This window comes from Pseudoxanthobacter sp. M-2 (assembly GCF_046156265.1).
Lineage (GTDB): Bacteria > Pseudomonadota > Alphaproteobacteria > Rhizobiales > Segnochrobactraceae > CAMDHY01.
The window spans coordinates 31,359-52,024 of the sequence record NZ_JAWDIR010000033.1 but is presented as its reverse complement, the minus strand read 5'-3'; the positions used below and the strand labels follow the sequence as shown (position 1 = coordinate 52,024).

Genomic DNA, 20,666 nt, shown 5'->3' with positions numbered 1-20,666 from the left:
GCCTCCTCAGCGTCGGTGGCGTGGAGGCCAAGCCTACGCCGCCCGGCCGCCGCCGTCACGCGGCCGCTTGCTACCGCACCGGGTAGCCGCGCTCGATGTTCGGCAGCAGCACGCAGACGAGGCCGAGCAGCGGCAGGAAGGCGACGGCCTGGTAGACGAAGCGGATCGAGGTCTCGTCGGCGAGCCAGCCGAGCGCCGCGGCGCCGATGCCCGACAGGCCGAACGACAGCCCGAAGAACAGCCCGTTGATCGCGCCGACCCGGCCGGGCACGAGCTCCTGGGCATAGACGACGATCGAGGTGAACGAGGACGAGATGATCAGCGCGATGATCACCATCAAGGTCGCCGTCCAGAACAGGTCCGCATAGGGGAGCAGCAGCGCGAACGGGATGGCGCCGAGCACCGAGAACCAGATCACCACGCGCCGGCCGAAGCGGTCGCCGGCCGGGCCGCCGAGCAGGCCGCCGGCGGCGTTCGCCCCGAGGAAGAGGAACAGGTAGAGCTGCGCGTCCTGCACGGGAAGCGCGAACTTGTCCATCAGGTAGAACGTCAGGTAGTTGCCGAGGCTCACCGAGTAGACGAACTTCGAGAACACCAGCAGCGCCAGCACGAAGATGATCCACCGCACCTTGGTGGATGAGTAGAGCATCTTCGCCACCGCCTTGCCGCCGCCGCGGGCGGCGAGCGCGCGGCGCTTGGCGGCATACCAGGCGCCGATGCGGGCGAGGATCACCATGGCGGCGAGCGGCAGCAGCGCCATCCAGGCGATCGAGTCCTGGCCGAGCGGCAGAACGATGAAGGCGGCGAGCAGCGGCCCGAGCGCCTGGCCGACATTGCCGCCGACCTGGAACACCGACTGCGCCAGCCCGTGCCGCCCGGCGCCGGCGGTGCGCGCCATGCGGGCGGAATCGGGGTGGAACACGGACGAACCGATGCCGATCACCGCCACCGCCGCGATCAGCGCCAGGTAGGAGTGCGCGAAGGCGAGCCAGACGAGGCCGGTCAGCGTGAAGGCCATGCCGACGGCGGTCGAATAGGGCTGCGGATACTTGTCGGTGAACATGCCGACGAAGGGCTGCAGCAGCGACGCCGTCAGCTGGAAGGCGAGCGAGATCAGGCCGATCTGGAAGAAGTCGAGCTGATAGTTGTCCTTCAGGATCGGATAGATCGCCGGGATCAGCGACTGCACCGCGTCGTTGAGCAGATGCGCGGCGCTGATCGCCAGAAGCACGCCGACGGCGGTCCGCTCGGCCGCGGCGGCGGGGGCGGCGGCGGTCAGCGACGGCAGCACGGGGGCGTTCGGGTCTTCGGCGTTGACGCTCACGACGGCGACTTTCCTGGACGACGCAGCGGGGCAGTCGGCGCGGAGGTGGCGCGCGGGACCGTCGGCTGAGGGCGGCGGGAGCGGCGCCCGAAGGGCGTGTATACTTGAGCGTCGCCGTGTCGGCAATCTTACGGCGCGCGCCGGTTGCCGGATCGACCGCGATCGGCTATGGCTCCGGGAGGCCGTGCGGCATTTCGCCCGCGCGGCCGCCGGTTGCGTCCGTGGCGGCTTGCGGGCGCTTCCGAGTTGTCGTTTCTTCGCTGCCGTCGTCGTGGGCGCCGATGCTGCCGTCGCCCCATCAGAGATCTGGAACCGTGTCCGAGCGCACGACCCGCCTTCTGCTGCTGCCGAACGCCGCCCTTCCGGGTGGCCGCCTCGGCGCGCGTGCGCGTCTGCTCGCCCTTCCGCTCCTCCTTAGCCGCCCCTGAGAGCCGGCTGGCCCGCATACGGGCAGGCACTCAGGGGTCGAAGACCGCCACAGGACGACAGAGACCAGAGGTCCGCCGCGCATGAGCCGCGGCCGCGACCGACCAGCAGACGAGACACCCGATGAACGCCCCCTCCGCAGCCTCCACGCCCGTATCCGGCACCCGCGACCGCGTCGTCATCTTCGACACCACCTTGCGCGACGGCGAGCAGTCGCCGGGCGCCTCGATGACGCTGGAAGAGAAGATCCAGGTCGCCGAGCTCCTCGACGCGATGGGCGTCGACGTCATCGAGGCCGGCTTCCCGATCGCCTCGATCGGCGACTTCGAGGCCGTCCAGGAGATCGCCAAGCGCATCGAGCGGGCCGTCGTCTGCGGCCTCGCCCGCGCCGCCTTCGGCGACATCGACCGCGCCGCCGAGGCGATCAAGCCGGCCCAGCGCGGCCGCATCCACACCTTCATCGGCACCTCGCCGCTGCACCGCGAGTTCCAGCTGCAGCTGGACAAGGAGCAGGTCTACGAGCGCGTCGTCGCCTCCGTCACCCGCGCCCGCAACCACGTCGAGGACGTCGAGTGGTCGGCGATGGACGCCACCCGCACCGAGCACGACTTCCTGTGCCGCTGCGTCGAGGCGGCGATCAAGGCCGGCGCCACCACCATCAACATCCCCGACACCGTCGGCTACGCCACGCCGGAGGAGTATTTCGCGCTCATCCGCATGCTGATCGAGACGGTGCCGAACGCCGACAAGGCGGTGTTCTCCACCCACTGCCACGATGACCTGGGGCTGGCGGTGGCGAACTCGCTCGCCGGCGTGCGCGCCGGCGCCCGCCAGATCGAGTGCACCATCAACGGCCTCGGCGAGCGCGCCGGCAACGCCGCGCTGGAGGAGGTCGTGATGGCCATCCGCACCCGCGCCGACGTGCTGCCCTACGAGACCGGCATCGTCACGCCGATGCTGCTGCAGGCCTCCAAGCTCGTCTCGGCGGTGTCGAGCTTCGCCGTCCAGCACAACAAGGCGATCGTCGGCAAGAACGCCTTCGCCCACGAGTCCGGCATCCACCAGGACGGCATCCTGAAGAACGCCGAGACCTACGAGATCATGCGGCCCGAGCACGTCGGCGTGAAGCAGACCTCGCTCGTCATGGGCAAGCACTCCGGCCGCCACGCCTTGCGCGAGAAGCTGAAGGAGCTCGGCTACGAGCTGGGTGAGAACGCCTTCTCCGACGTCTTCCGCCGCTTCAAGGACCTGGCCGACCGCAAGAAGCTCGTCTACGACGAGGACATCGAGGCGCTGGTCGACGACGAGATCTCGATGCAGAGCGAGACCGCCCGCGTCATCGCGCTCACCGTCATCGCCGGCACCGGCGGCCCGCAGAAGGCGATCATCACGATGGACGTCGAGGGCGTCCACGTGACGAAGGAGGCCTCGGGCTCCGGCCCGGTCGACGCCACCTTCAACGCCATCCGCGAGATCATCCCGCACACGGCGCGGCTGTCGCTCTACCAGGTGCACGCCGTCACCGAGGGCACCGATGCGCAGGCCGAGGTCTCCGTCCGCCTCGAGGAGGACGGCAAGATCGTCAACGGCCGCGGCGCCGACGTCGACACGCTGGTCGCCTCCGCCAAGGCCTACGTCTCGGCCCTCAACAAGCTGTCGGTGCGCCGCCAGAAGGGCCGTCCGGCCGAGGTGATGAAGGCCTCCTGAGGGCCGGCACGCGGCAGCCGCCGCAGACCGCGGGGGCATCAAGCGCCCTCGCGCTGCACGGCTCGGCTGTTTCGCCCGCACGGAACACAACTCTCCCGCCATCGGAGCTTCGCGTTCCGGTGGCGTTTTCCTATGGTGGGGGACCCTTGCGTTTCCGGGAGTAGTCCGCATGACCGTCTTGCGTCGCCGTCCCCCCGCTCGCCGCGCCGCTGGCCTCGCCCTCCGCCAGGCCGCCGCGGCCCTCGCCGCCGTCCTGCTTCTCGCTCCGCTCGCCGCCACGTCGGCGCTTGCCGAGGGCGGTGGCCAGAAGCGCTCCGCCCAGCTCAACGCCGCCTTCGGCCTCGGCTTCCAGCAGGAGCGGCCGGCGCCCGAGCGCCCGCCGGCGCAGCCGACGCAGGTGATCATGGCGCGGCCCGGCACCGCCGCCTGGAACGAGGCCTGCGCCGCCCGCTACCACAGCTTCGACCCCGCCTCCGGCACCTATCTCGGCTTCGACGGCAAGCGCTACCGCTGCCGGTGAGGGGGCATTCTCGGCAGTCGGCAGTGGGGAGCAGGCAGTAGGCAATAGGCCGTGGGGAGGGGGTGGCTCGGCGCGGCGCCGGACGCGTCTTCCCCCTCTCCCGGCCGAAGGCGGGGATAGGGTGCCCGAAGGGCGGGTGAGGGCGCCCGGCAAAGCCGGGCGTGGCGGCACTACCGGCGCCCCCAGACCGCGCGACGAAGCCACCCTCCCCTTGAGGGGGAGGGTCGACGCGCGCAGCGCGGCGGGGTGGGGTGACCGCGGGCGGGAGCCCGCCTACGACTTCGCTCTCAGCCACGGCTGCAGGTCTTTCCGCCGCCTCCCGGCGGCGCCACCCCACCCCGGCGACCTTCGGTCGCCGACCCTCTCCCTCCAGGGGAGGGTGGGGCGCCACAAAGTGATCTTCATCACAAATCCCCCCTGCCGAAGACTATCTCCCCTCTAAACCTTCAAACCGAACAAACGTGACCGTCGTCACGCCGCGGAACGTCGCCCGCTGGCATCGTCTGGACATGAGGAAACGGGGTCGAACGGACCTCTCCTCAGTAAAGATGAATTCCAGCAGAGGACGACGAAGATGTTCACGAAGAAGATCGATGTGACGTTCGTCACGAAGACCGCCGCCGCGATCGCCCTGTGCGCGACCGTCGCCGTCGGCGGCATCGCCGCCTCGACCAGCGAGGCCGAGGCCGGCCACCGCCACCACCACTACTGGGGCGGCAACGCCGCCGCGGCCGGCGCCTTCGGCTTCGCCGCCGGTGCCATCGTCGGCGGCGCCCTCGCCCAGCCGCGCTACTACTACGCCCCGGCGCCCCGTCCGGTGCGGGCCGGCCTGCGCCCGTGGTCGCGCAGCTGGTACGAGTACTGCGCCAACCGCTACCGCTCCTTCGACGCCCGCACCGGCACCTTCGTCGGCTATGACGGTCGCCGTCATTTCTGCCGCTGACGCGGTCGCGGTCTCGCGGCGAGCCTTCGGCCCGGCTGACCGCCCGATGCGGGCGCGACGCCAGACGGCCCCGGCTCCGCCGCGAGACGGCACCCGATCGCCAGCGCCCACAGTGGCGCGGGACGACACGGGCCAGGTGCCGTGCGCCGGCCGGATGACTTCATCGGGCCAGAGGCTCCGCACAGGCCGGAGGCGGGGAGGCCGGCAGGCCGACCGCCGACATCCGTGATCGCAGGCTCCGCGCGCCACTCGATTTCCTCGGGGAGGCTCGCATGCACTACGCAGTCAAGGATCATCGGGTGAAGCGCGGCACGAGTGCCGTCGACTACACCGCCACGCCCAACAAGGGCGGCACCATCACGCCGGAGGCGATCGTCCTGCACGACACCGCCGGCCGCCTCGACCACCGCTCGTCGGTGGGCTGGCTGTGCAACCCGGACGCCCGCGCCAGCGCCCATTTCGTCGTCGGCCGTGCCGGCGAGGTCGTGCAGCTCGCGCCGACCAACATCTCGACCTGGCACGCCGGCGCCTCGAGCTTCAACGGCCGCTCCAACGTCAACGGCTTCTCGATCGGCATCGAGATCGTCAATCCGGGCATCATGCAACCCGCCGTCGGCAACGGTGCCCGCGCCTGGTTCGGCCAGGTGTTCCCGATCGGCGAGCACGGCATCGAGCATCGCGCCACGCCGCAGCACGGCGCCGGCCTGTGGATGCCCTACACGGAAGCCCAGATCGAGACGGTCGCCGCGCTCTGCCTCGCCCTCCGCGAGGCCTATCCGTCGATCGCGGCGCTCACCACCCACTGGGCGATCTCGCCGGGCCGCAAGGTCGACACCAACCCGCTGTTCCCGCTCGAGGCCGTCCGTGCCCGCGTCATGGGTCGGCAGGACGTCCCGGCGCACGGCGACGACACCGACGCCGTCACCACCGTCGGCGTCAACTTGCGCCGCTGGCCGAGCCTCGGTGACAATGTCATCCAGGTGCTGGCGAAGGGCACACGGGTCAGGGTGCTGCGCTCCGGCGTCTTCACCAACGGCGAGGAGACGGCGCGCTGGTACCTCGTCGCCACCGGCGACAACGAGGGCTGGGTGCACGGCACCTATCTCGACCTCGACTGAGGCCGGCCGCCGCCGCGGCGGCTGGTCGACGCCGGTCTCCGCGGGCTCGATTATCGCGTTTGCTCACGTGCGTGCGTTCGGCGGGATGTGCCGGTCGCCACCTCGGCGACGCCCGTCCCGCCACCAGCCGCCTGCGGCCTTGGATCCCCGCCGGGGGTCTCCGTCGGGCGGTGGACGAGGCTCGCCTCGCCCTGGGGGAGGAAACCGTCATGGATGCTCTGAAAGCGATCGTCGAGAATGCTCCGGCGATCATCGGTGCGGCGAGCCAGTCGCGGTTCGGCATCGTCGCCCTCGTCTGCCTGGTCATCGCGGTCGCGACCGTCGTCTATCTCGCCGTGACCCCGAAGACCTCGCCCTGGCTCGGCCTCGCGGCGCTGGCGCTGCTGATGTTCGGCACGCTCGGGCTGTCGGTGGTGTCGCTCTATGTCGGCGCGGGCCGTGCCCTCGACCTCGCCGACGCCCGCGTCATCACCTTCAAGACGCCCTATTTCGACACCGCGACCAGCCGCTACCGTCTGCTCAACGCCACCATCACCCGCATCGACGCGACCGTGTGGCGGGAGTTCCAGCAGCGGCCCGACGGCAACGCCGAGTTCCGACACGTCATCAAGGCTGTCGAGCCGGACCGGATCCTGTTCGCCCGCGCCCCGAACGGCAGCGGCCAGACAACCGACCCGACCGAACTCGCCGTCGACATCACCAACCGCGAGCTGTGCTTCCGGGCCGGTCCGGACGCGAGCACCTGGGAGTGCCCCTACGCGCTCGCCGCCATCCAGTGAGGGTGGGGGGAAGGGAAGGCGAAGCCGAACGGGCGGCTTCGCCTTCTTGGATTTGTCAGCGCCAGCGGTCAAGTGCGCGGCGTTGTTGCCCTGTTGCGTCGATACGAAGTATGGGTGGCCCCACGAGGGGCGCTCCATGTCCAAGCGATTGATCGAAATCTGCGTCAAGCGGCAGAAGTTCTATTCTCAGATCGACGAAGAATTCTTCTTCTCCTGGATCGGGAGAGTCAGCGACGCCATAAACATCGATTGTGTCCACGATGAAATATGGATTTGCATTCCAAGAGCGCATTTGCGCAAGACGCACCTCCGAGAGTTAGTCGCGATGGCGGCGCGGTATGGCTTCGGCTTGCAAGCCCTGAGAGAACTCGAAGGTATCAAGAAATACGATTGGTTGTTTGACGAAGGGAAGTTCTGGCATCGCCTCCTCTGACGCGAATGCGAAGCAGAGGCCTCGGAACTCCGCACCCGGCACCGATCCGCGAGAATCCTGCGCCGCCGCCTGGCCCTGTGGCCTGTTGCGGAGACGATAGGAGAGCTTGCAGGCGCTGCCGGCGCCGTCTAGGGCTGCGCGATCGGTTCGCGTGTGCGAGTTTGAGAAGGATTGCCTGAATGCAGGACGCCAACACCCGCGGCACGCTCGTGCTGCCGTTCCTCGGGCCGATCTACCGGCTGCTGTCGGGCCCAGCCGAGACGCTGCTGCGCGTCGTCTGCGGCGTCGCGCTGGTGGTGCACGGATTGCCGAAGATCCTCGATCCGTTCGGCGCCGCCGGCATGGTCGAGAGCATCGGCTTCTGGCCGGGATGGCTGTGGTCGGTGCTGCTCGCCGTCGGCGAGCTCGGCAGCGGCGTACTCCTGATCATCGGCTTCCTGACGCGGCCGGCCGCGGTGGTCGCCACGATCATCCTGCTCGTCACCGTCTACTACCACTGGATCCAGCTCGACCAGGGCTGGGCCGGATCGGAGAAGTCGATCCTGTGGGCGGCGGTGACGATCTTCTTCGCCGTCAACGGTGCCCGCACGTTCTCGGTCGACCGCATCGTCGGCCGGCAGTTCTGAGCAGCCTGGACGCCTGAAGACGACCGCGCGGGACGACAGCCCCGCGCGGTCCGCGTGTCAGCGCACAGACGGCGCCTCAACGCACCAAGTCGCGCCTCACCGCACCAGAATGTTGCGGAACTGCCAGGGGTCCTCGTGGTCGAGGTCTTCCGGGAACAGGCCGCCGCGGCCCTCGAGCGGCGTCCAGTCGGTGTAGATGCCGACGACGGGCCCGAGATAGGGCCGCTGCACGTCGAGGCAGCGCGCGAAGTCCATCTCGTCGGCCTCGACGATGCCGGCCTCGGGGTTTTCGAGCGCCCACACCATGCCGGCGAGCACGGCGGACGTGACCTGCATGCCGGTGGCGTTCTGGTAGGGGGCGAGCTCGCGCGCCTCCTCGATGGTGAGCTGCGAGCCGTACCAGTAGGCGTTCCGGGCGTGGCCGTAGAGCAGCACGCCGAGCTCGTCGCGGCCGTCGACGATCTCGTCCTCGGTCAGGATGTGCCAGGACGACTGCATCTTGCCGCCCGAGCCGAACATCTCGTGCAGCGACAGCACGGCATCGTTCGAGGGGTGGTAGGCGTAGTGGCAGGTCGGCCGGTAGACGACCTCGTCGCCCTCGCGCAGCGTGAAGTAGTCGGCGATCGAGATCGCCTCGTTGTGGGTGACGAGGAAGCCGAACTGCGGGCCGGGCGTCGGGCACCAGGTGCGCACGCGCGTGTCGGCGCCGGGCTGCATCAGGTAGATCGCCGCGCCGCAGCCGGTCTCGTGGGTGCGGCCGGTCTCCGGCATCCAGCGCTCGTGGGTGCCCCAGCCGAGCTCGGCCGGCTGCAGGCCTTCCGAGACGAAGCCCTCGACCGACCAGGTGTTGATGAACTTGTCGAGCGGCTTCGGATTGCGCGCCCGCTGGGTGTCGCGCTCGGCGACGTGGACGCCCTTCACCCCGAGGTCGCGGGCGAGCCGGGCCCAGCCGTCCTTGTCGGTCGGCGTCGGGTCGTCGCGGCCGAGGTCGGCGGAGAGGTTCACCAGCGCCTGCTTGACGAACCACGACACCATGCCGGGGTTGGCGCCGCAGCACGACACCGCCGTCGGTCCGCCGGGGGAGCGCGTGCGGGCGTCGAGGACGCGCTGGCGCAGCGCATAGTTGGAGCGCTCGCCGGGTCCCATCGACTTGTCGAAGTAGAAGCCCTTCCACGGCTCGGCGACGGTGTCGATGTAGAGCGCGCCGAGCTCGCGGCAGAGCTCCAGGATCGCTACCGACGAGACGTCGACCGAGAGGTTGACGCAGAAGCCGCGGCCGCCGCCGGAGGTCAGCAGCGGTGCGAGCAAGGCGCGGTAGTTGTCCTTCGTCACCTCGGCCTGGACGAAGCGCACGCCGTGGCGGTCGAGCAAGGTCTTGTGGCTGGCGTCGGGGTCGATCACCACCATGCGGCCGCGGTCGTATTCGAAGTGCCGTTCGATCAGGGGCAGCGTGCCGCGGCCGATCGAGCCGAAGCCGATCATCACGATCGGGCCGTCGATGCGGCCGTGGATGGTGTCTGTGCTCATGGCGAGCCCCCTGTTCTGGCAGTCTCCGAGCCGCCTCGCGGCGGCGACGGCCGTTTCTGAAGCGTGTTCCATGACGGGTCAATGACGCAGCACTGTGGCGGCCCGTGTCGCCGTCTGCACGAGCCCGGCGGAACCTACGTGGCTCGGGCGGCGTTTGCAGTGCACGACCGGCGATCCCGCCGGTTCGCCAATTTTCGGAGATCATCCATGAGCTTGCGCCCGTTCGCGGCGATCGCTGCCGCATGCCTTCTCGCCTTCGGCGTCGCCGCCTGCGACAACACCGTCCGCGGGGCCGGCAAGGACATCAATCAGACCGCCGACGCCGTCGGCGACAGCGTGAACTGAGGATCCTCGAACCGAGGATCTTCCCCCTCCCCCCTCGTGGGGGAGGTGGCCGGCGAAGCCGGCCGGAGGGGGCCGCCGCGCGCTGGCGCGGCGGTACGGCGTCAGAGACCGCCGAACCGTTGCACCGCCGTCGGCTGACGCCGCCGGCGGCCCTCCCCGGACCGCTCACGCGGTCCGACCCTCCCACGAGGGGAGGGTGAACACCGCCTACCCCCCGAACAGGCTCTTCAGAAAGTCCCCCCCACCCGCCGGCGGAATGACGCGGCTACCGGCGCGCGCCTCGCCGTTCGCGGTGCCGGCCGGCAGCTGCGGCATCACCGGCGACGGGCCGTCGACCGGGATCTGCGCCGCCGCCACCGCCGCCTCGCGCGCCGCCTGGGCGCCCGGCAGCTCGGCCACCTGCATGCCGTCGTGGATGCGCGCCATCAGCTGGCCCCATAGCGCCGCCGGCAGCACGCCGCCGGTCGCCTTGGTCGGCTTGCCGTCGTCGTTGCCGAGCCAGATGCCCGCCGTGAAGTAGCCGGTGTAGCCGACGAACCAGGCGTCGCGCAGGTCCTGGCTGGTGCCGGTCTTGCCGCCCGCCGGCCAGCCGGGGATGCGCGCCCGCTGCGCCGTTCCGGAGATCAGCGCCTCCGACAGCATCTCGTTCATCTGGCCGATCTGGGCGAGGTTGACCACCTGCCCCGGCCCCGAGCCGCGCTTCTCGTAGAGGAGCGTGCCGTCCTCCGTCTTGATGCGGCGGATGACGTGCGGCACCACCCCGTAGCCGCCGTTGGCGAACGGCGTGTAGGCGGCGGTGAGCTCGAGCAGCGTCACCTCCGAGGTGCCGAGCGCGATCGACAGGTTCGGGTTGAGCGCCGAGGTGATGCCGAGCCGGTGGGCGGTGTCGACCACCGAGATCGCCCCCACCTCGCTGCCGAGCTGCACCGCCACGGTGTTCAGCGAGTTCGCCAAGGCCCGCTTCAGCGTCACCTCGCCATAGTTCTTGCGCGTGTAGTTCTCCGGCCGCCACTTGCCGAAGGCGACCGGCCGGTCGACGCGCACCGTCTGCGGCGTCATCCCGTGCTCGAGCGCCGCGAGGTAGACGAACGGCTTGAACGCCGAGCCCGGCTGCCGGCGCGCGGTGACGGCACGGTTGAACTGGCTCGCCTGGTAGTCGCGCCCGCCGACGAGGCCCTTCACCGCGCCCGCGCCGTCCATGACGACGACGGCGCCCTGGCTGACACGCAGCTTCTCGCCCTCCGCCGCCAGACCGTTTTGCAGCACGTCCTCGGCGGCGCGCTGGATCGAGGTGTCGATGGTGGTCTCCACCACGATGTCCTCGGACACCTGGCCGACGAAGCCCGGCACGAGGTCCATCACCCAGTCGGCGACATAGCCGGCGCTGGCGGCAGTCTGGCGGTTGACGATGCGGGCGGGCTCGGCCAGCGCCTGCTTCAGCTGCGCGTCGGTGATGTAGCCCTCCTCGCGCATGGCGCCGAGGACGAGGGCCGCGCGGTCGCGGGCCGCCTGCAGGTCGTTCGTCGGCGCGTAGCGCGACGGCGCCTTCAGCAGGCCGGCGACCATCGCGGCTTCCGCGATCGTCACCTCCCGGGCCGACTTGGCGAAGTAGCGCCGCGCCGCCGCGTCGACGCCATAGGCGCCGGCGCCGAGATAGACGCGGTTCATGTACATCTCGAGGATGTCGTCCTTCGAGTGCTCCGCCTCAAGCCAGAGCGACAGCACCACCTCCTGCATCTTGCGCTCGATGGTGCGCGCCGGCTCGAGGAAGAGGTTCTTGGCGAGCTGCTGCGTCAGCGTCGAGCCGCCCTGTGTGGCGGCGCCGCTCTGGAAGTTCACCACCATCGCGCGGGCGAGCCCGATCGGGTCGATGCCGAAGTGGCTGTAGAAGCGCCGGTCCTCGATCGCCATCACCGCCTGCGGCAGCGCCTTCGGCATCTCGGCGAGCGTCAGCGATTCGCCGCCGGTGTCGCCGCGGTTGGCGATCGTCTCGCCGGTCTCCGAGACGATGCGGACGTTCGGCGGCCGGGCCGGCACCGCCCACTCCGAGGTCGGCGGCAGCGTCGCGGCGTAGTAGCCGAGCAGACCGACGAAGGCGACGACGCCCCAGACCGCGAGGATCAGGCCCCAGTAGACGCCGCCCTTCACCAGCCGGCCGAGGAGGCTGCGCTTCGGCGCCCGCCGGCGCGGCGAGGCCGTGCTGGTCTTGGAAGATGTCCTGGCCGCCGGCTTCGGCGCCGGCTTCTTCGCCGAGGCTGCGCGCGTGGCGGTGCGCTTCACGGGGGCTCGGGCCAGCGGCTCATCCTCCTCGAAGCCATCGTCCTCGGCGAACGCGCCGATGCGGTCGCGCCGGTCGAGGCTCAGCCCGTCGCGCGTCTTGCCCGCGTTGCCGAAGCTCGGCTCGCGGCGCTCGCCGCCGCCTTCAGATCGCGCCATCCGCCGCCAAATCCTCTCGCCCGTTTCCAGGGAGGACGGGGAGTCCACTGTCGATGTGGCGATTTAACGATCGATGAAACCGATGCCGACAATTGCAGGTATATCCTATGAACCGGCGCCGGCCGGCGGCGAACCTCGCTGCCGCCGGAATTGCAGCCGACGCTGCGGCGACCGAAAATCGGGAGGGAATGCAGGTGACGGGGGCTCCCGAACGCGCGGCGACGGCCGGCTTCTATGACGGCGTCCCGGTCGTTTCCGGGTTCGCCGACCTCGCCGATCCCGCCCGCTACCAGCCCTTGCCGGACGACTGGACGGTCGCCGTCACCGACGTCGTCAACTCCACCGGCGTCGCCGCCGCCGGGGGCGCCAAGGCGGTCAACACCGCCGGCGCCGCCGCCATCGCCGCCGTCTCCAACGCGCTTTCCGGCCGCGCCTTCCCCTTCGTCTTCGCCGGTGACGGGGCGGCGCTCGCCGTCGGGCCGGACGATGCGGCGGCCGTCGCCGAGGCGCTCGCCGCCACCGCGGTCTGGTGCCGCGAGGAGCTCGAGCTCGGCCTGCGCGTCGCCACCGTTTCCGTCGCCGAGCTCCGCGAGAGCGGCCGCGACGTCCGCGTCGCCCGCTTCGCCCCCTCGCCCGACATCGACTACGCCATGTTCGACGGCGGCGGCATCGCCTGGGCGGAGCGGCGGCTGAAGGACGGCACGCTCGCCTTGCCGGAGGCCGCCCCGGGCACGCGCCCGAACCTCGAGGGCCTCACATGCCGCTGGAACGAGATCCCCGCCCAGCACGGCGTCGTGCTGTCCCTGATCGCCACGCCCGTGACGAGCGGGGATGCAGCGGCCGATACCGGTGCGTTCCGCCGCCTCGTCGCCGACGTCCTGGCGCTCGCCGACACGCAGCCCGCCGCCGGGCGGCCGCTGCCGGAGAACGGGCCGGGCATCGGCTGGCCGCCGCCGGGCTTCGAGCTCGAGGTGCGCGCCTCCCGCCCGCCCGGCGCCTCGCTGCCGCTGCACCGCCTCAAGCTCGGCGCCGCGACGCTGTTCGCCTACGTGCTGTTCCGCTTCGGCATCCGCATCGGCCCCTTCGACCCGAACGCCTACCGCCGCTCGATGGTCGAGAACACCGACTTCCGGAAGTACGAGGACGGGCTGATGATGACGATCGACTGCACGCCGGCGGTCGCCGACCGCATCGTCGCCCGTCTCGACCGTGCCGTCACTGAGGGCGTCGCCCGTGCCGGCGCGCATCGTCAGGGCTCGGCGCTGATGACCTGCTTCGTGCCGTCGCCGCTGCGCCCCGACCACGTCCATTTCGTCGACGGCGCCGGCGGCGGCTACGCGGCCGCGGCGCAGCAGCTGAAGGCGCTGCCCATCCGGCCGGCTACCGCCGCCTCCTGACGCCGGCGCAGACCGTCCGCCCGGGATAACGCGCGGCGGAGCGGGGACGGCGCCGCCTCCCGGCTTTCCTCGCCGCCGCGGCGGTGGCATGGTCCCGCCCATGTCGGACGCACCCCCCCAAGCCAGCCCCGAGCCGGCCCCCGTTCATACCGGACCGAAGCCCCTCGGACCCGGCGACCGGCTGTTCCTGGTCGATGGCTCCTCCTTCGTCTTCCGCGCCTACTTCCAGTCGATGAACCAGGACCGGAAGTACAACTACCGCTCCGACGGCCTGCCGACCGGGGCGGTGCGCCTGTTCTGCACCAAGCTGCTGCAGTTCCTGCGCGAGGGCGCGGCCGGGGTCACGCCGACCCACCTCGCCATCATCTTCGACAAGTCCGAGAAGACGTTCCGCAACGACATCTACGACGGCTACAAGGCGCACCGGCCGGAGCCGCCGGCCGACCTCGTGCCGCAGTTTCCGCTGATGCGCGCCGCCGTCGAGGCGTTCGGCCTCTCGCCGATCGAGATGGGCGGCTACGAGGCCGACGACCTCATCGCCACCTATGCGAAGGTGGCCCGCGCCGCCGGCGCCGAGACGCTGATCGTCTCCGCCGACAAGGACCTGATGCAGCTGATCGGCCCGGGCGTGTCGATGTACGACCCGGCGTCGGGCGATTCGAAGAAGGGTTCCTTCCGCGCCGAGCGCTTCATCGGCGTGCCGGAGGTGCTGGAATATTTCGGCGTGCCGCCGGAGAAGGTCGTCGACGTGCAGTCGCTCGCCGGCGACGCCACCGACAACGTCCCCGGCGTGCCCGGCATCGGCATCAAGACGGCAGCGACACTGATCAACGAGTACGGCGACCTCGACACGCTGCTCGCCCGCGCCGGCGAGATCAAGCAGCCGAAGCGGCGCGAGGCGCTGATCGCCAACGCCGACAAGGCGCGGCTGTCGCGCCAGCTCGTGCAGCTCGACGACAACGCGCCGCTCCCCGTTCCCGCCGCCGACCTGGCGGTGGTGCCGCTCGATGCAAAGCACCTCGTCGCCTTCCTGAAGGGCCTCGAGTTCACCACCATCACGCGCCGCGTCGGCGAGCTCTACGAGGTCGATGCCGGCGCCATCGAGCCGGCGATCGTCATGGTGCCGGGCTTCCCTCCCGAGCCCGATCCGGCCACCGCGGCGCCCTTCGCCGGCGGCACGCCCGAGACGTCGGCCTCCGCTCCGGCCGACGGCGCCACCCCGGCCGACCTCGTCGCGAGCCGGCGCGGCAGCGCCATGGCGGTTGCCGTCGACACCTCGAACTACGAGACCGTCGGCACCCTCGAGCAGCTCGACGCGTGGATCACGGAAGCTCGCCAGCGCGGCGTCGTCGCCTTCGACACCGAGACGACCTCGCTCGATCCGATGCAGGCCGATCTCGTCGGCGTGTCGCTGGCGCTGGAGCCGGGCCGGGCCTGCTACATTCCGATCGGCCACCGCGCGGCGACCGACCTCTTCGAGGGCGGCGGGCTGCATCCCGGCCAGCTGCCGATCGCCGACGTGCTCGCCCGCCTGAAGCCGCTGATGGAGGACGCCACCGTCCTCAAGGTGGCGCAGAACCTGAAGTTCGACGCCCTCATGCTCGCCCGCCACGGCATCGAGACGGGCCCCGCCGACGACACCATGCTGATGTCCTATGCCCTCGATGCCGGGCGCGGCAATCACGGCATGGACGAGCTCTCCGAGCGCCACCTCGGCCACAAGCCGATCGCCTTCAAGGAGGTCACCGGTTCCGGCAAGGCGGCGGTCACCTTCGACGCCGTGCCGATCGACCGCGCCACCGCCTATGCGGCCGAAGACGCCGACGTGACGCTGCGCCTCTGGCTGATCTTCAAGGCGCGGCTGCCGGCCGACGGCATGACCACCGTCTACGAGACGCTGGAGCGGCCGCTGTCAGGCGTGCTCGGCCGGATGGAGCGCCGCGGCATCTCGATCGACCGGCAGATCCTGTCACGGCTCTCCGGCGAGTTTGCCCAGGTGATGGCGCGGGTCGAGTCCGAGATCGCCGAGATCGCCGGCGAGCCCTTCAACGTCGGCTCGCCGAAGCAGCTCGGCGACATCCTGTTCGGCAAGATGGGGCTGCCGGGCGGCCGCAAGACCAAGACCGGCGCCTGGGGAACCGGCGCCGACGTGCTCGAGGAGCTCGCCGACCAGGGCCACCCGCTGCCGAAGAAGATCCTCGAGTGGCGCCAGCTGGCGAAACTCAAGTCGACCTACACCGACGCGCTGCCGACCTACGTCAACCCGGAGACCGGCCGCGTCCACACCTGCTTCGCCATGGCGGCGACGACCACCGGCCGGCTCTCCTCCTCGGAGCCGAACCTGCAGAACATCCCGGTCCGCACCGAGGAGGGGCGCAAGATCCGCACCGCCTTCGTGGCGCCGCCCGGCCGCAAGCTGCTCTCGGCCGACTACAGCCAGATCGAGCTGCGCGTGCTCGCCCACATCGCCGACATCCCGCAGCTCCGCCAGGCCTTCGCCGACGGGCAGGACATCCACGCGATGACGGCGTCGGAAATGTTCGGCGTTCCCGTCGAGGGCATGGACCCGATGGTCCGCCGCCGCGCCAAGGCGATCAATTTCGGCATCATCTACGGCATCTCGGCCTTCGGTCTGGCGAACCAGCTCGGCATCGGCCGCGAGGAGGCGGGCGCCTACATCCGCAAGTACTTCGAGCGCTTCCCCGGCATCCGCGACTACATGGATTCGACGCGGGCCTTCGTGCGGGCGAACGGCTTCGTGACGACGCTGTTCGGCCGCAAGGCGCACTATCCGGAGATCGACAGCCCGAACCCGTCGATGCGCGCCTTCCTCGAGCGCGCCGCCATCAACGCCCCGATCCAGGGCTCCGCCGCCGACATCATCCGCCGCGCCATGGTCCGCATGGACGGCGCGCTGGAAAAGGCCGGCCTCTCGGCCCTGATGCTGCTGCAGGTCCACGACGAACTCGTCTTCGAGCTCCCGGAGGACGAGGTCGCCGCAACGATCCCGGTCGTGACGGCGGTGATGGAGGAGGCGGCCGAGCCGGCGGTGCAGATGCGCGTGCCCTTGAAGGTCGACGCGAGGGCGGCGGGCAATTGGGACGAGGCGCACTGAGGGGGCGGCAAGGCCGCCTCCGCCCGCGTGTTTCCTCTGCCTTCGCTTCCCTCTCCGTCATCGCCCGGCTTGACCGGGCGATCCATCCGGACTGCAAGCGCCCGTTGTGTGATGGATCACCCGGTCAAGCCGGGTGATGACGGATCGAGGGGTTGAGGAACGAGCGAACGTCCTCGGTTCGAGGCTCGCTCGCAGCCTTTCCCTCCAACGCCCTCCCTCACCCCCCTCACGTCAGCGGGATCATCACCGCGTCCTGGTAGGCCTTCCGCTCGGTGAGGCGCTGGTACCAGGCCTCGACGTTCGGCAGCGACGGGCGCTCGATCGGCAGGTTGAAGTAGCCGTAGGCCGCGCAGCCGAGGGGGATGTCGCCAACCGTCAGCCGGTCGCCGCCGAGGAAGGGCCGGCCGGCGAGGGCCTCGTCGACGATGGCGAGCAGCTTGCCGCAGTCCGCCGCGGCGGCGGCGATGGCGGCGGGGTCGCGCTTCTCCGGCGGAAAGCGCACGAGCGGCAGGAAGACGTTGGTGAACGGCGGGGCGAAACTCGCCGTCGTCCAGTCCATCCAGCGCTCGGCGTCGGCGCGGGCCCTGAGGTCCGCCGGATAGAGGCCGCCGGTGTCGTGCTTCGCCGCGAGGTAGCGGACGATCGTGTTCGATTCCCACAGCACGAAGCCGTCGTCGTCGATGGTCGGCACCTTGCCGTTCGGGTTCATCGCCCGGTAGGTCGGCTCGCCGACGACGCCGAATTGGCCGCCGGCGTCGATGCGCTCGTGGGCGATCCCCAGTTCGCCGACAAGCCACGTCACCTTCTTGACGTTGGTGGAATTCACCCGTCCCCAGATCTTCAGCATCGTTTCCTCACCGTCCCGTCGAGCCGAACCCGCCGGCGCCGCGCGCCGTGTCGTCGAGCTCCGTGGTTTCTTCGATGGCCACCGCCGTCACGGGCGCCACCACGAGCTGCGCGATGCGCAGGCCGCGGGAGACCGTGAACGGCTCGGCGCCGTGGTTGATCAGGATCACCTGCACCTCGCCGCGATAGTCGGCGTCGATGGTGCCGGGCGCATTCAGCACCGTCACCCCGTGCTTGTCGGCGAGGCCGGAGCGCGGCCGCACCTGGCCCTCGTGGCCCGTTGGAATCGCGATCGAAAATCCCGTCGGCACCCGCGCGCGACCGCCCGGCGGCAGCACCGTCGGTACACCGTCGGCGACCGCGGCCATCAGGTCGATACCGGCGGCGGCGCCGGTGGCAGCCGTCGGCAGCGGCAGGCCGGCGCTGTGGGGCAGGCGGAGAAGTTTCAGGGAAATCAACGAGATCAGGCCTTTCGGGGGGGCGGTTTCGACGGGCGTTTGCGGGCACCGTCGACCGGCGCCGGTCGCTGAGACTTTTCCGCAACTGTTTCAACGGGTTGGTCCGCGAGCAAGGCGGCAATCCGCTGCACCAGTTTGACGGCGACATCCGCCTTCGTCATCGACGGCCACGCGTCCGCTCCGTCGGCGGAGACGACGGTGACGGTGTTGTCGCCGCCGCCCATGATGCCGGTCTCGGGGCGGACGTCGTTGGCGACGATCAGGTCGCAGCGCTTTTTCGCGAGCTTTTTCCGCGCGTTGGCGACGACGTCGTCGGTCTCGGCGGCGAAGCCGACAACGACGCGCGGCCGTGCGCCGGGACCGAGCGCGGCGACGGTGGCGAGGATGTCGGGGTTCTCCACCAGTGTCAGCGCCGGCGGGCGGCCGGTGGCGTCCTTCTTGATCTTTGATCTCTGATCATGGTCGACGCGCCAGTCGGCGACGGCGGCCGTCATCACCGCGACGTCGGCCGGCAGCGCCGCCTCGACGGCCGCGAGCATCTCGCGGGCCGTCTCGACCTTCACGACGGTGACCCCCGGCGGATCCGGTAAGGCGACCGGACCGGAGACGAGCACCACCTCCGCTCCGGCCTTGGCAGCGGCGGCGGCGATGGCGTGGCCCTGCTGGCCGGAGGAGCGGTTGGCGATGTAGCGCACCGGATCGATCGGCTCGTGCGTCGGCCCGGAGGTGACGACGACGCGCCGGCCGGCGAGTGGTCCGCCCTGCAGACCACTGTCAGTGCGACCGAAATGGCGCTCGACGGCGGAAACGATCTCGTCCGGCTCGGCCAGCCGGCCGGGTCCGAACTCGTTGCAGGCCATCACCCCGTCGTTCGGCCCGACGAAGGTGACGCCGTCGGCGGTGAGCGTCGCGACGGAGCGCTGGGTGGCGGGGTGCAGCCACATGCGGACGTTCATCGCCGGGGCGACGAGCACCGGCTTGTCGGTCGCGAGCAGCAGGGTGGTGGCGAGGTCGTCCGCCATCCCGGCGGCCATGCGGGCCAGCAGGTTGGCAGTCGCCGGCGCGACGACGACGAGGTCGGCTGAGCGCGACAGCACGATGTGCCCCATCTCGGCTTCCGAGGTGAGGTCGAACAGCTCGCCGTAGACCTTGTCCTCGGTGAGGGCGGCGAGCGACAGCGGCGTGACGAATTCCTTCGCCGCGGGTGTCATCACCGCCCGGACGGACGCGCCGCGCTCGCGCAGGCGGCGGACGAGTTCGAGCGCCTTGTAGGCGGCGATGCCGCCGCCGACGACGAGGAGGATGCGCTTTCCGGTCAGCATCGCCTGCCACGCGGCATCGCGCGCATCCCTCGGGCCTGAGGCCTCAGGACCCCGCGCCGAACGACCGCGGCGCCGGGCTGATGATGCGCACGGCACCGCCCGTCACCTGGTAGACGGCGAGGCCGCGCTGCGACAGGCCGTTCGGATCGAAGCGGAACAGGCCGTTGACGCCGATGAAGCCGCTCGGGTTGGCGATCACCGTCTCGCTGAAGGCGCCGCTGCCGCGCGCCTTGACGAGGCCGACGGCCAGCGTCGCGCCGTCATAGGCGAGCGAGGCGGTGCGCGGCGGGATCGAGCCGAAGCGCGCCTGGTACTTGCCGAGATAGGCCTCGTAGGCGCCGCGCTCGGGAGCCGGATAGAGGGCGCCGGAGAGGTTGGGGTCGCCGGCGATCGCCGGGTCGTCCCACTGGCCCGTGCCGAGGAGCTGCACCTGACCGGTCGCGATGCCGGCACCACGCAGGGCGGCCGCCACCGCGCCGGCGCCGGAACCGCCTTCCGGCACCAGCACGGCGTCGACCTGGCTGCCATAGCCGGCGATCGTCTGGGCGGCGGCGGCGAGGTCGGAACGGTTCGGGTTGTACTGGGCGAAGCCGACGACCCGGCCGCCGGCGCGCGCGGCGGCGTTGCTGAGCGCCTCGATCGCCACGCCGCCATAGTCGTTGGCCGGCACGATCGCCGCGAAGTTGCGCTTGCCGACGCTCGCGGCATAGGAGACGACGCGGTCGATGTCGCCCTGCGGCAGGAAGCTCAACAGGTAGACGTTGCGGCTCGCGAGGTTGGCGCGGGTCGAAAACGCGATCACCGGCACGCCGGCCTGCCGCGTCACCGAGGCGGCGCCGGCGACGGCGGGGGCGAACACCGGCCCGAGGATGAGCTGCGCCCCCTCGGCGATCGCCGCCTGCGCCGCGGCGCGGCCGCCGGCTTCCGAGCCGCCATCGTCCTTGACGAGGACGCGCACGACGCTCGGGTTCTCGGAGATCGCCAGCGCCGCGGCATTCTTGAAGGACTGCGCGACCCCGGCGCCCTCGCCGCCGGCGGACAGCGGCAGGAGCAGCGCAACGGTCACCGGGCCGTTGCCGAGTACCTCGCCGCGCGGCTGCGCCGGCACGTCCGGCGTGGCGACGACGGGACCCGTGACGTCGCCACGCGAGCAGGCGCCGAGCGCCAACAGGGCGACGGCCGCCGCAAGGACGCGACGACGCGGAAGAAGATCGGCCGCCCGTGACGCGGCGGCTTTCAAGACGCGCGACACCAAGCGCACTCCCTGCTAGATCAATTCGAGCCTCCGCGACCCTTACCACTCGGGGCGGCGGAACGAAACGTCGCGCGTCGCCCGTCGTCCTC

Annotated in this window: 17 protein-coding genes; 10 read left to right on the top strand and 7 right to left on the bottom strand. The window is 70.8% G+C overall.

Annotated elements, in window-relative coordinates; genetic code table 11:
• Positions 1-70: 70 nt before the first annotated feature.
• On the bottom strand, positions 71-1,324 hold the full coding sequence (locus tag RUR49_RS15285) for an MFS transporter (protein WP_409147250.1): 1,254 nt from the start codon (positions 1,322-1,324) through the stop codon (positions 71-73).
• 549 nt (positions 1,325-1,873) lie between these two features.
• On the opposite strand from RUR49_RS15285, the gene RUR49_RS15280 reads away from it, so the two are divergent.
• The 7 genes from RUR49_RS15280 to RUR49_RS15250 all read left to right on the top strand — a co-directional run bounded on the left by RUR49_RS15280 (position 1,874) and on the right by RUR49_RS15250 (position 7,876).
• Positions 1,874-3,457, top strand: a complete 1,584-nt coding sequence (locus tag RUR49_RS15280; RefSeq protein WP_409147249.1) for a 2-isopropylmalate synthase — start codon at positions 1,874-1,876, stop codon at positions 3,455-3,457.
• Positions 3,458-3,626: 169 nt separating this feature from the next.
• Positions 3,627-3,977 carry a BA14K family protein gene (locus RUR49_RS15275; protein ID WP_409147248.1) on the top strand — a complete coding sequence of 117 codons (351 nt, stop codon included), beginning with the start codon at positions 3,627-3,629 and terminating at the stop codon, positions 3,975-3,977.
• Positions 3,978-4,551: 574 nt separating this feature from the next.
• Positions 4,552-4,920 (top strand): BA14K family protein, encoded by a 369-nt coding sequence (locus RUR49_RS15270; protein WP_409147247.1) that lies wholly within the window; start codon positions 4,552-4,554, stop codon positions 4,918-4,920.
• A 272-nt stretch (positions 4,921-5,192) separates the two neighbouring features.
• A complete protein-coding gene (locus RUR49_RS15265) occupies positions 5,193-6,038 on the top strand; it encodes an N-acetylmuramoyl-L-alanine amidase (protein WP_409147246.1) in 846 nt (281 codons plus the stop codon).
• Between the two features lie 209 nt (positions 6,039-6,247).
• Complete coding sequence (locus RUR49_RS15260) at positions 6,248-6,817, top strand: hypothetical protein (RefSeq protein WP_409147245.1); 570 nt, start codon at positions 6,248-6,250, stop codon at positions 6,815-6,817.
• Between the two features lie 136 nt (positions 6,818-6,953).
• On the top strand, positions 6,954-7,250 hold the full coding sequence (locus tag RUR49_RS15255; protein ID WP_409147244.1) for a hypothetical protein: 297 nt from the start codon (positions 6,954-6,956) through the stop codon (positions 7,248-7,250).
• 179 nt (positions 7,251-7,429) lie between these two features.
• On the top strand, positions 7,430-7,876 hold the full coding sequence (locus RUR49_RS15250) for a DoxX family protein (protein WP_409147243.1): 447 nt from the start codon (positions 7,430-7,432) through the stop codon (positions 7,874-7,876).
• Between the two features lie 96 nt (positions 7,877-7,972).
• On the opposite strand, the gene RUR49_RS15245 is transcribed toward RUR49_RS15250, so the two are convergent.
• Entirely contained in the window at positions 7,973-9,403 is a 1,431-nt protein-coding gene (locus tag RUR49_RS15245; RefSeq protein WP_409147242.1) for a homospermidine synthase, read from the bottom strand.
• A gap of 207 nt (positions 9,404-9,610) precedes the next feature.
• Between RUR49_RS15245 and RUR49_RS15240 the strand changes: the two genes are divergently transcribed.
• On the top strand, positions 9,611-9,748 hold the full coding sequence (locus RUR49_RS15240) for an EncA/B family entericidin (RefSeq protein ID WP_409147241.1): 138 nt from the start codon (positions 9,611-9,613) through the stop codon (positions 9,746-9,748).
• Between the two features lie 207 nt (positions 9,749-9,955).
• Here RUR49_RS15240 and RUR49_RS15235 read toward each other — a convergent pair whose 3' ends face one another.
• Positions 9,956-12,184, bottom strand: coding sequence for a transglycosylase domain-containing protein (locus tag RUR49_RS15235; protein ID WP_409147240.1), 2,229 nt, complete (start codon positions 12,182-12,184; stop codon positions 9,956-9,958).
• Between the two features lie 188 nt (positions 12,185-12,372).
• Between RUR49_RS15235 and RUR49_RS15230 the strand changes: the two genes are divergently transcribed.
• Both RUR49_RS15230 and polA read left to right on the top strand, forming a co-directional pair.
• Complete coding sequence (locus RUR49_RS15230; RefSeq protein WP_409147239.1) at positions 12,373-13,581, top strand: DUF3095 domain-containing protein; 1,209 nt, start codon at positions 12,373-12,375, stop codon at positions 13,579-13,581.
• A 100-nt stretch (positions 13,582-13,681) separates the two neighbouring features.
• Positions 13,682-16,696 carry a DNA polymerase I gene (gene polA / locus RUR49_RS15225; RefSeq protein ID WP_409147238.1) on the top strand — a complete coding sequence of 1,005 codons (3,015 nt, stop codon included), beginning with the start codon at positions 13,682-13,684 and terminating at the stop codon, positions 16,694-16,696.
• 226 nt (positions 16,697-16,922) lie between these two features.
• Here the strand turns inward: polA and RUR49_RS15220 are convergent, their stop codons facing one another.
• The 4 genes from RUR49_RS15220 to RUR49_RS15205 are packed head-to-tail and all read right to left on the bottom strand — an operon-like array spanning position 16,923 to position 20,574.
• A complete protein-coding gene (locus RUR49_RS15220; protein ID WP_409147237.1) occupies positions 16,923-17,543 on the bottom strand; it encodes a glutathione S-transferase family protein in 621 nt (206 codons plus the stop codon).
• 7 nt (positions 17,544-17,550) lie between these two features.
• A complete protein-coding gene (gene dut, locus RUR49_RS15215) occupies positions 17,551-18,006 on the bottom strand; it encodes a dUTP diphosphatase (RefSeq protein ID WP_409147676.1) in 456 nt (151 codons plus the stop codon).
• Entirely contained in the window at positions 18,006-19,322 is a 1,317-nt protein-coding gene (gene coaBC, locus RUR49_RS15210) for a bifunctional phosphopantothenoylcysteine decarboxylase/phosphopantothenate--cysteine ligase CoaBC (RefSeq protein WP_409147236.1), read from the bottom strand. Before coaBC ends, dut begins: the two co-directional genes overlap by 1 nt.
• A gap of 43 nt (positions 19,323-19,365) precedes the next feature.
• Positions 19,366-20,574: a penicillin-binding protein activator gene (locus RUR49_RS15205; RefSeq protein ID WP_409147235.1), complete on the bottom strand. Its 1,209-nt coding sequence runs from the start codon at positions 20,572-20,574 to the stop codon at positions 19,366-19,368.
• Positions 20,575-20,666: the final 92 nt, after the last annotated feature.

Coding starts and splice junctions, on each gene's coding strand:
- RUR49_RS15280 (WP_409147249.1), top strand. CDS start 1,874: ATGAACGCCCCCTCCGCAGCCTCCACGCCCGTATCCGGCACCCGCGAC.
- RUR49_RS15275 (WP_409147248.1), top strand. CDS start 3,627: ATGACCGTCTTGCGTCGCCGTCCCCCCGCTCGCCGCGCCGCTGGCCTC.
- RUR49_RS15270 (WP_409147247.1), top strand. CDS start 4,552: ATGTTCACGAAGAAGATCGATGTGACGTTCGTCACGAAGACCGCCGCC.
- RUR49_RS15265 (WP_409147246.1), top strand. CDS start 5,193: ATGCACTACGCAGTCAAGGATCATCGGGTGAAGCGCGGCACGAGTGCC.
- RUR49_RS15260 (WP_409147245.1), top strand. CDS start 6,248: ATGGATGCTCTGAAAGCGATCGTCGAGAATGCTCCGGCGATCATCGGT.
- RUR49_RS15255 (WP_409147244.1), top strand. CDS start 6,954: ATGTCCAAGCGATTGATCGAAATCTGCGTCAAGCGGCAGAAGTTCTAT.
- RUR49_RS15250 (WP_409147243.1), top strand. CDS start 7,430: ATGCAGGACGCCAACACCCGCGGCACGCTCGTGCTGCCGTTCCTCGGG.
- RUR49_RS15245 (WP_409147242.1), bottom strand. CDS start 9,403: ATGAGCACAGACACCATCCACGGCCGCATCGACGGCCCGATCGTGATG.
- RUR49_RS15240 (WP_409147241.1), top strand. CDS start 9,611: ATGAGCTTGCGCCCGTTCGCGGCGATCGCTGCCGCATGCCTTCTCGCC.
- RUR49_RS15235 (WP_409147240.1), bottom strand. CDS start 12,184: ATGGCGCGATCTGAAGGCGGCGGCGAGCGCCGCGAGCCGAGCTTCGGC.
- RUR49_RS15230 (WP_409147239.1), top strand. CDS start 12,373: ATGCAGGTGACGGGGGCTCCCGAACGCGCGGCGACGGCCGGCTTCTAT.
- polA (WP_409147238.1), top strand. CDS start 13,682: ATGTCGGACGCACCCCCCCAAGCCAGCCCCGAGCCGGCCCCCGTTCAT.
- RUR49_RS15220 (WP_409147237.1), bottom strand. CDS start 17,543: ATGCTGAAGATCTGGGGACGGGTGAATTCCACCAACGTCAAGAAGGTG.
- coaBC (WP_409147236.1), bottom strand. CDS start 19,322: ATGCTGACCGGAAAGCGCATCCTCCTCGTCGTCGGCGGCGGCATCGCC.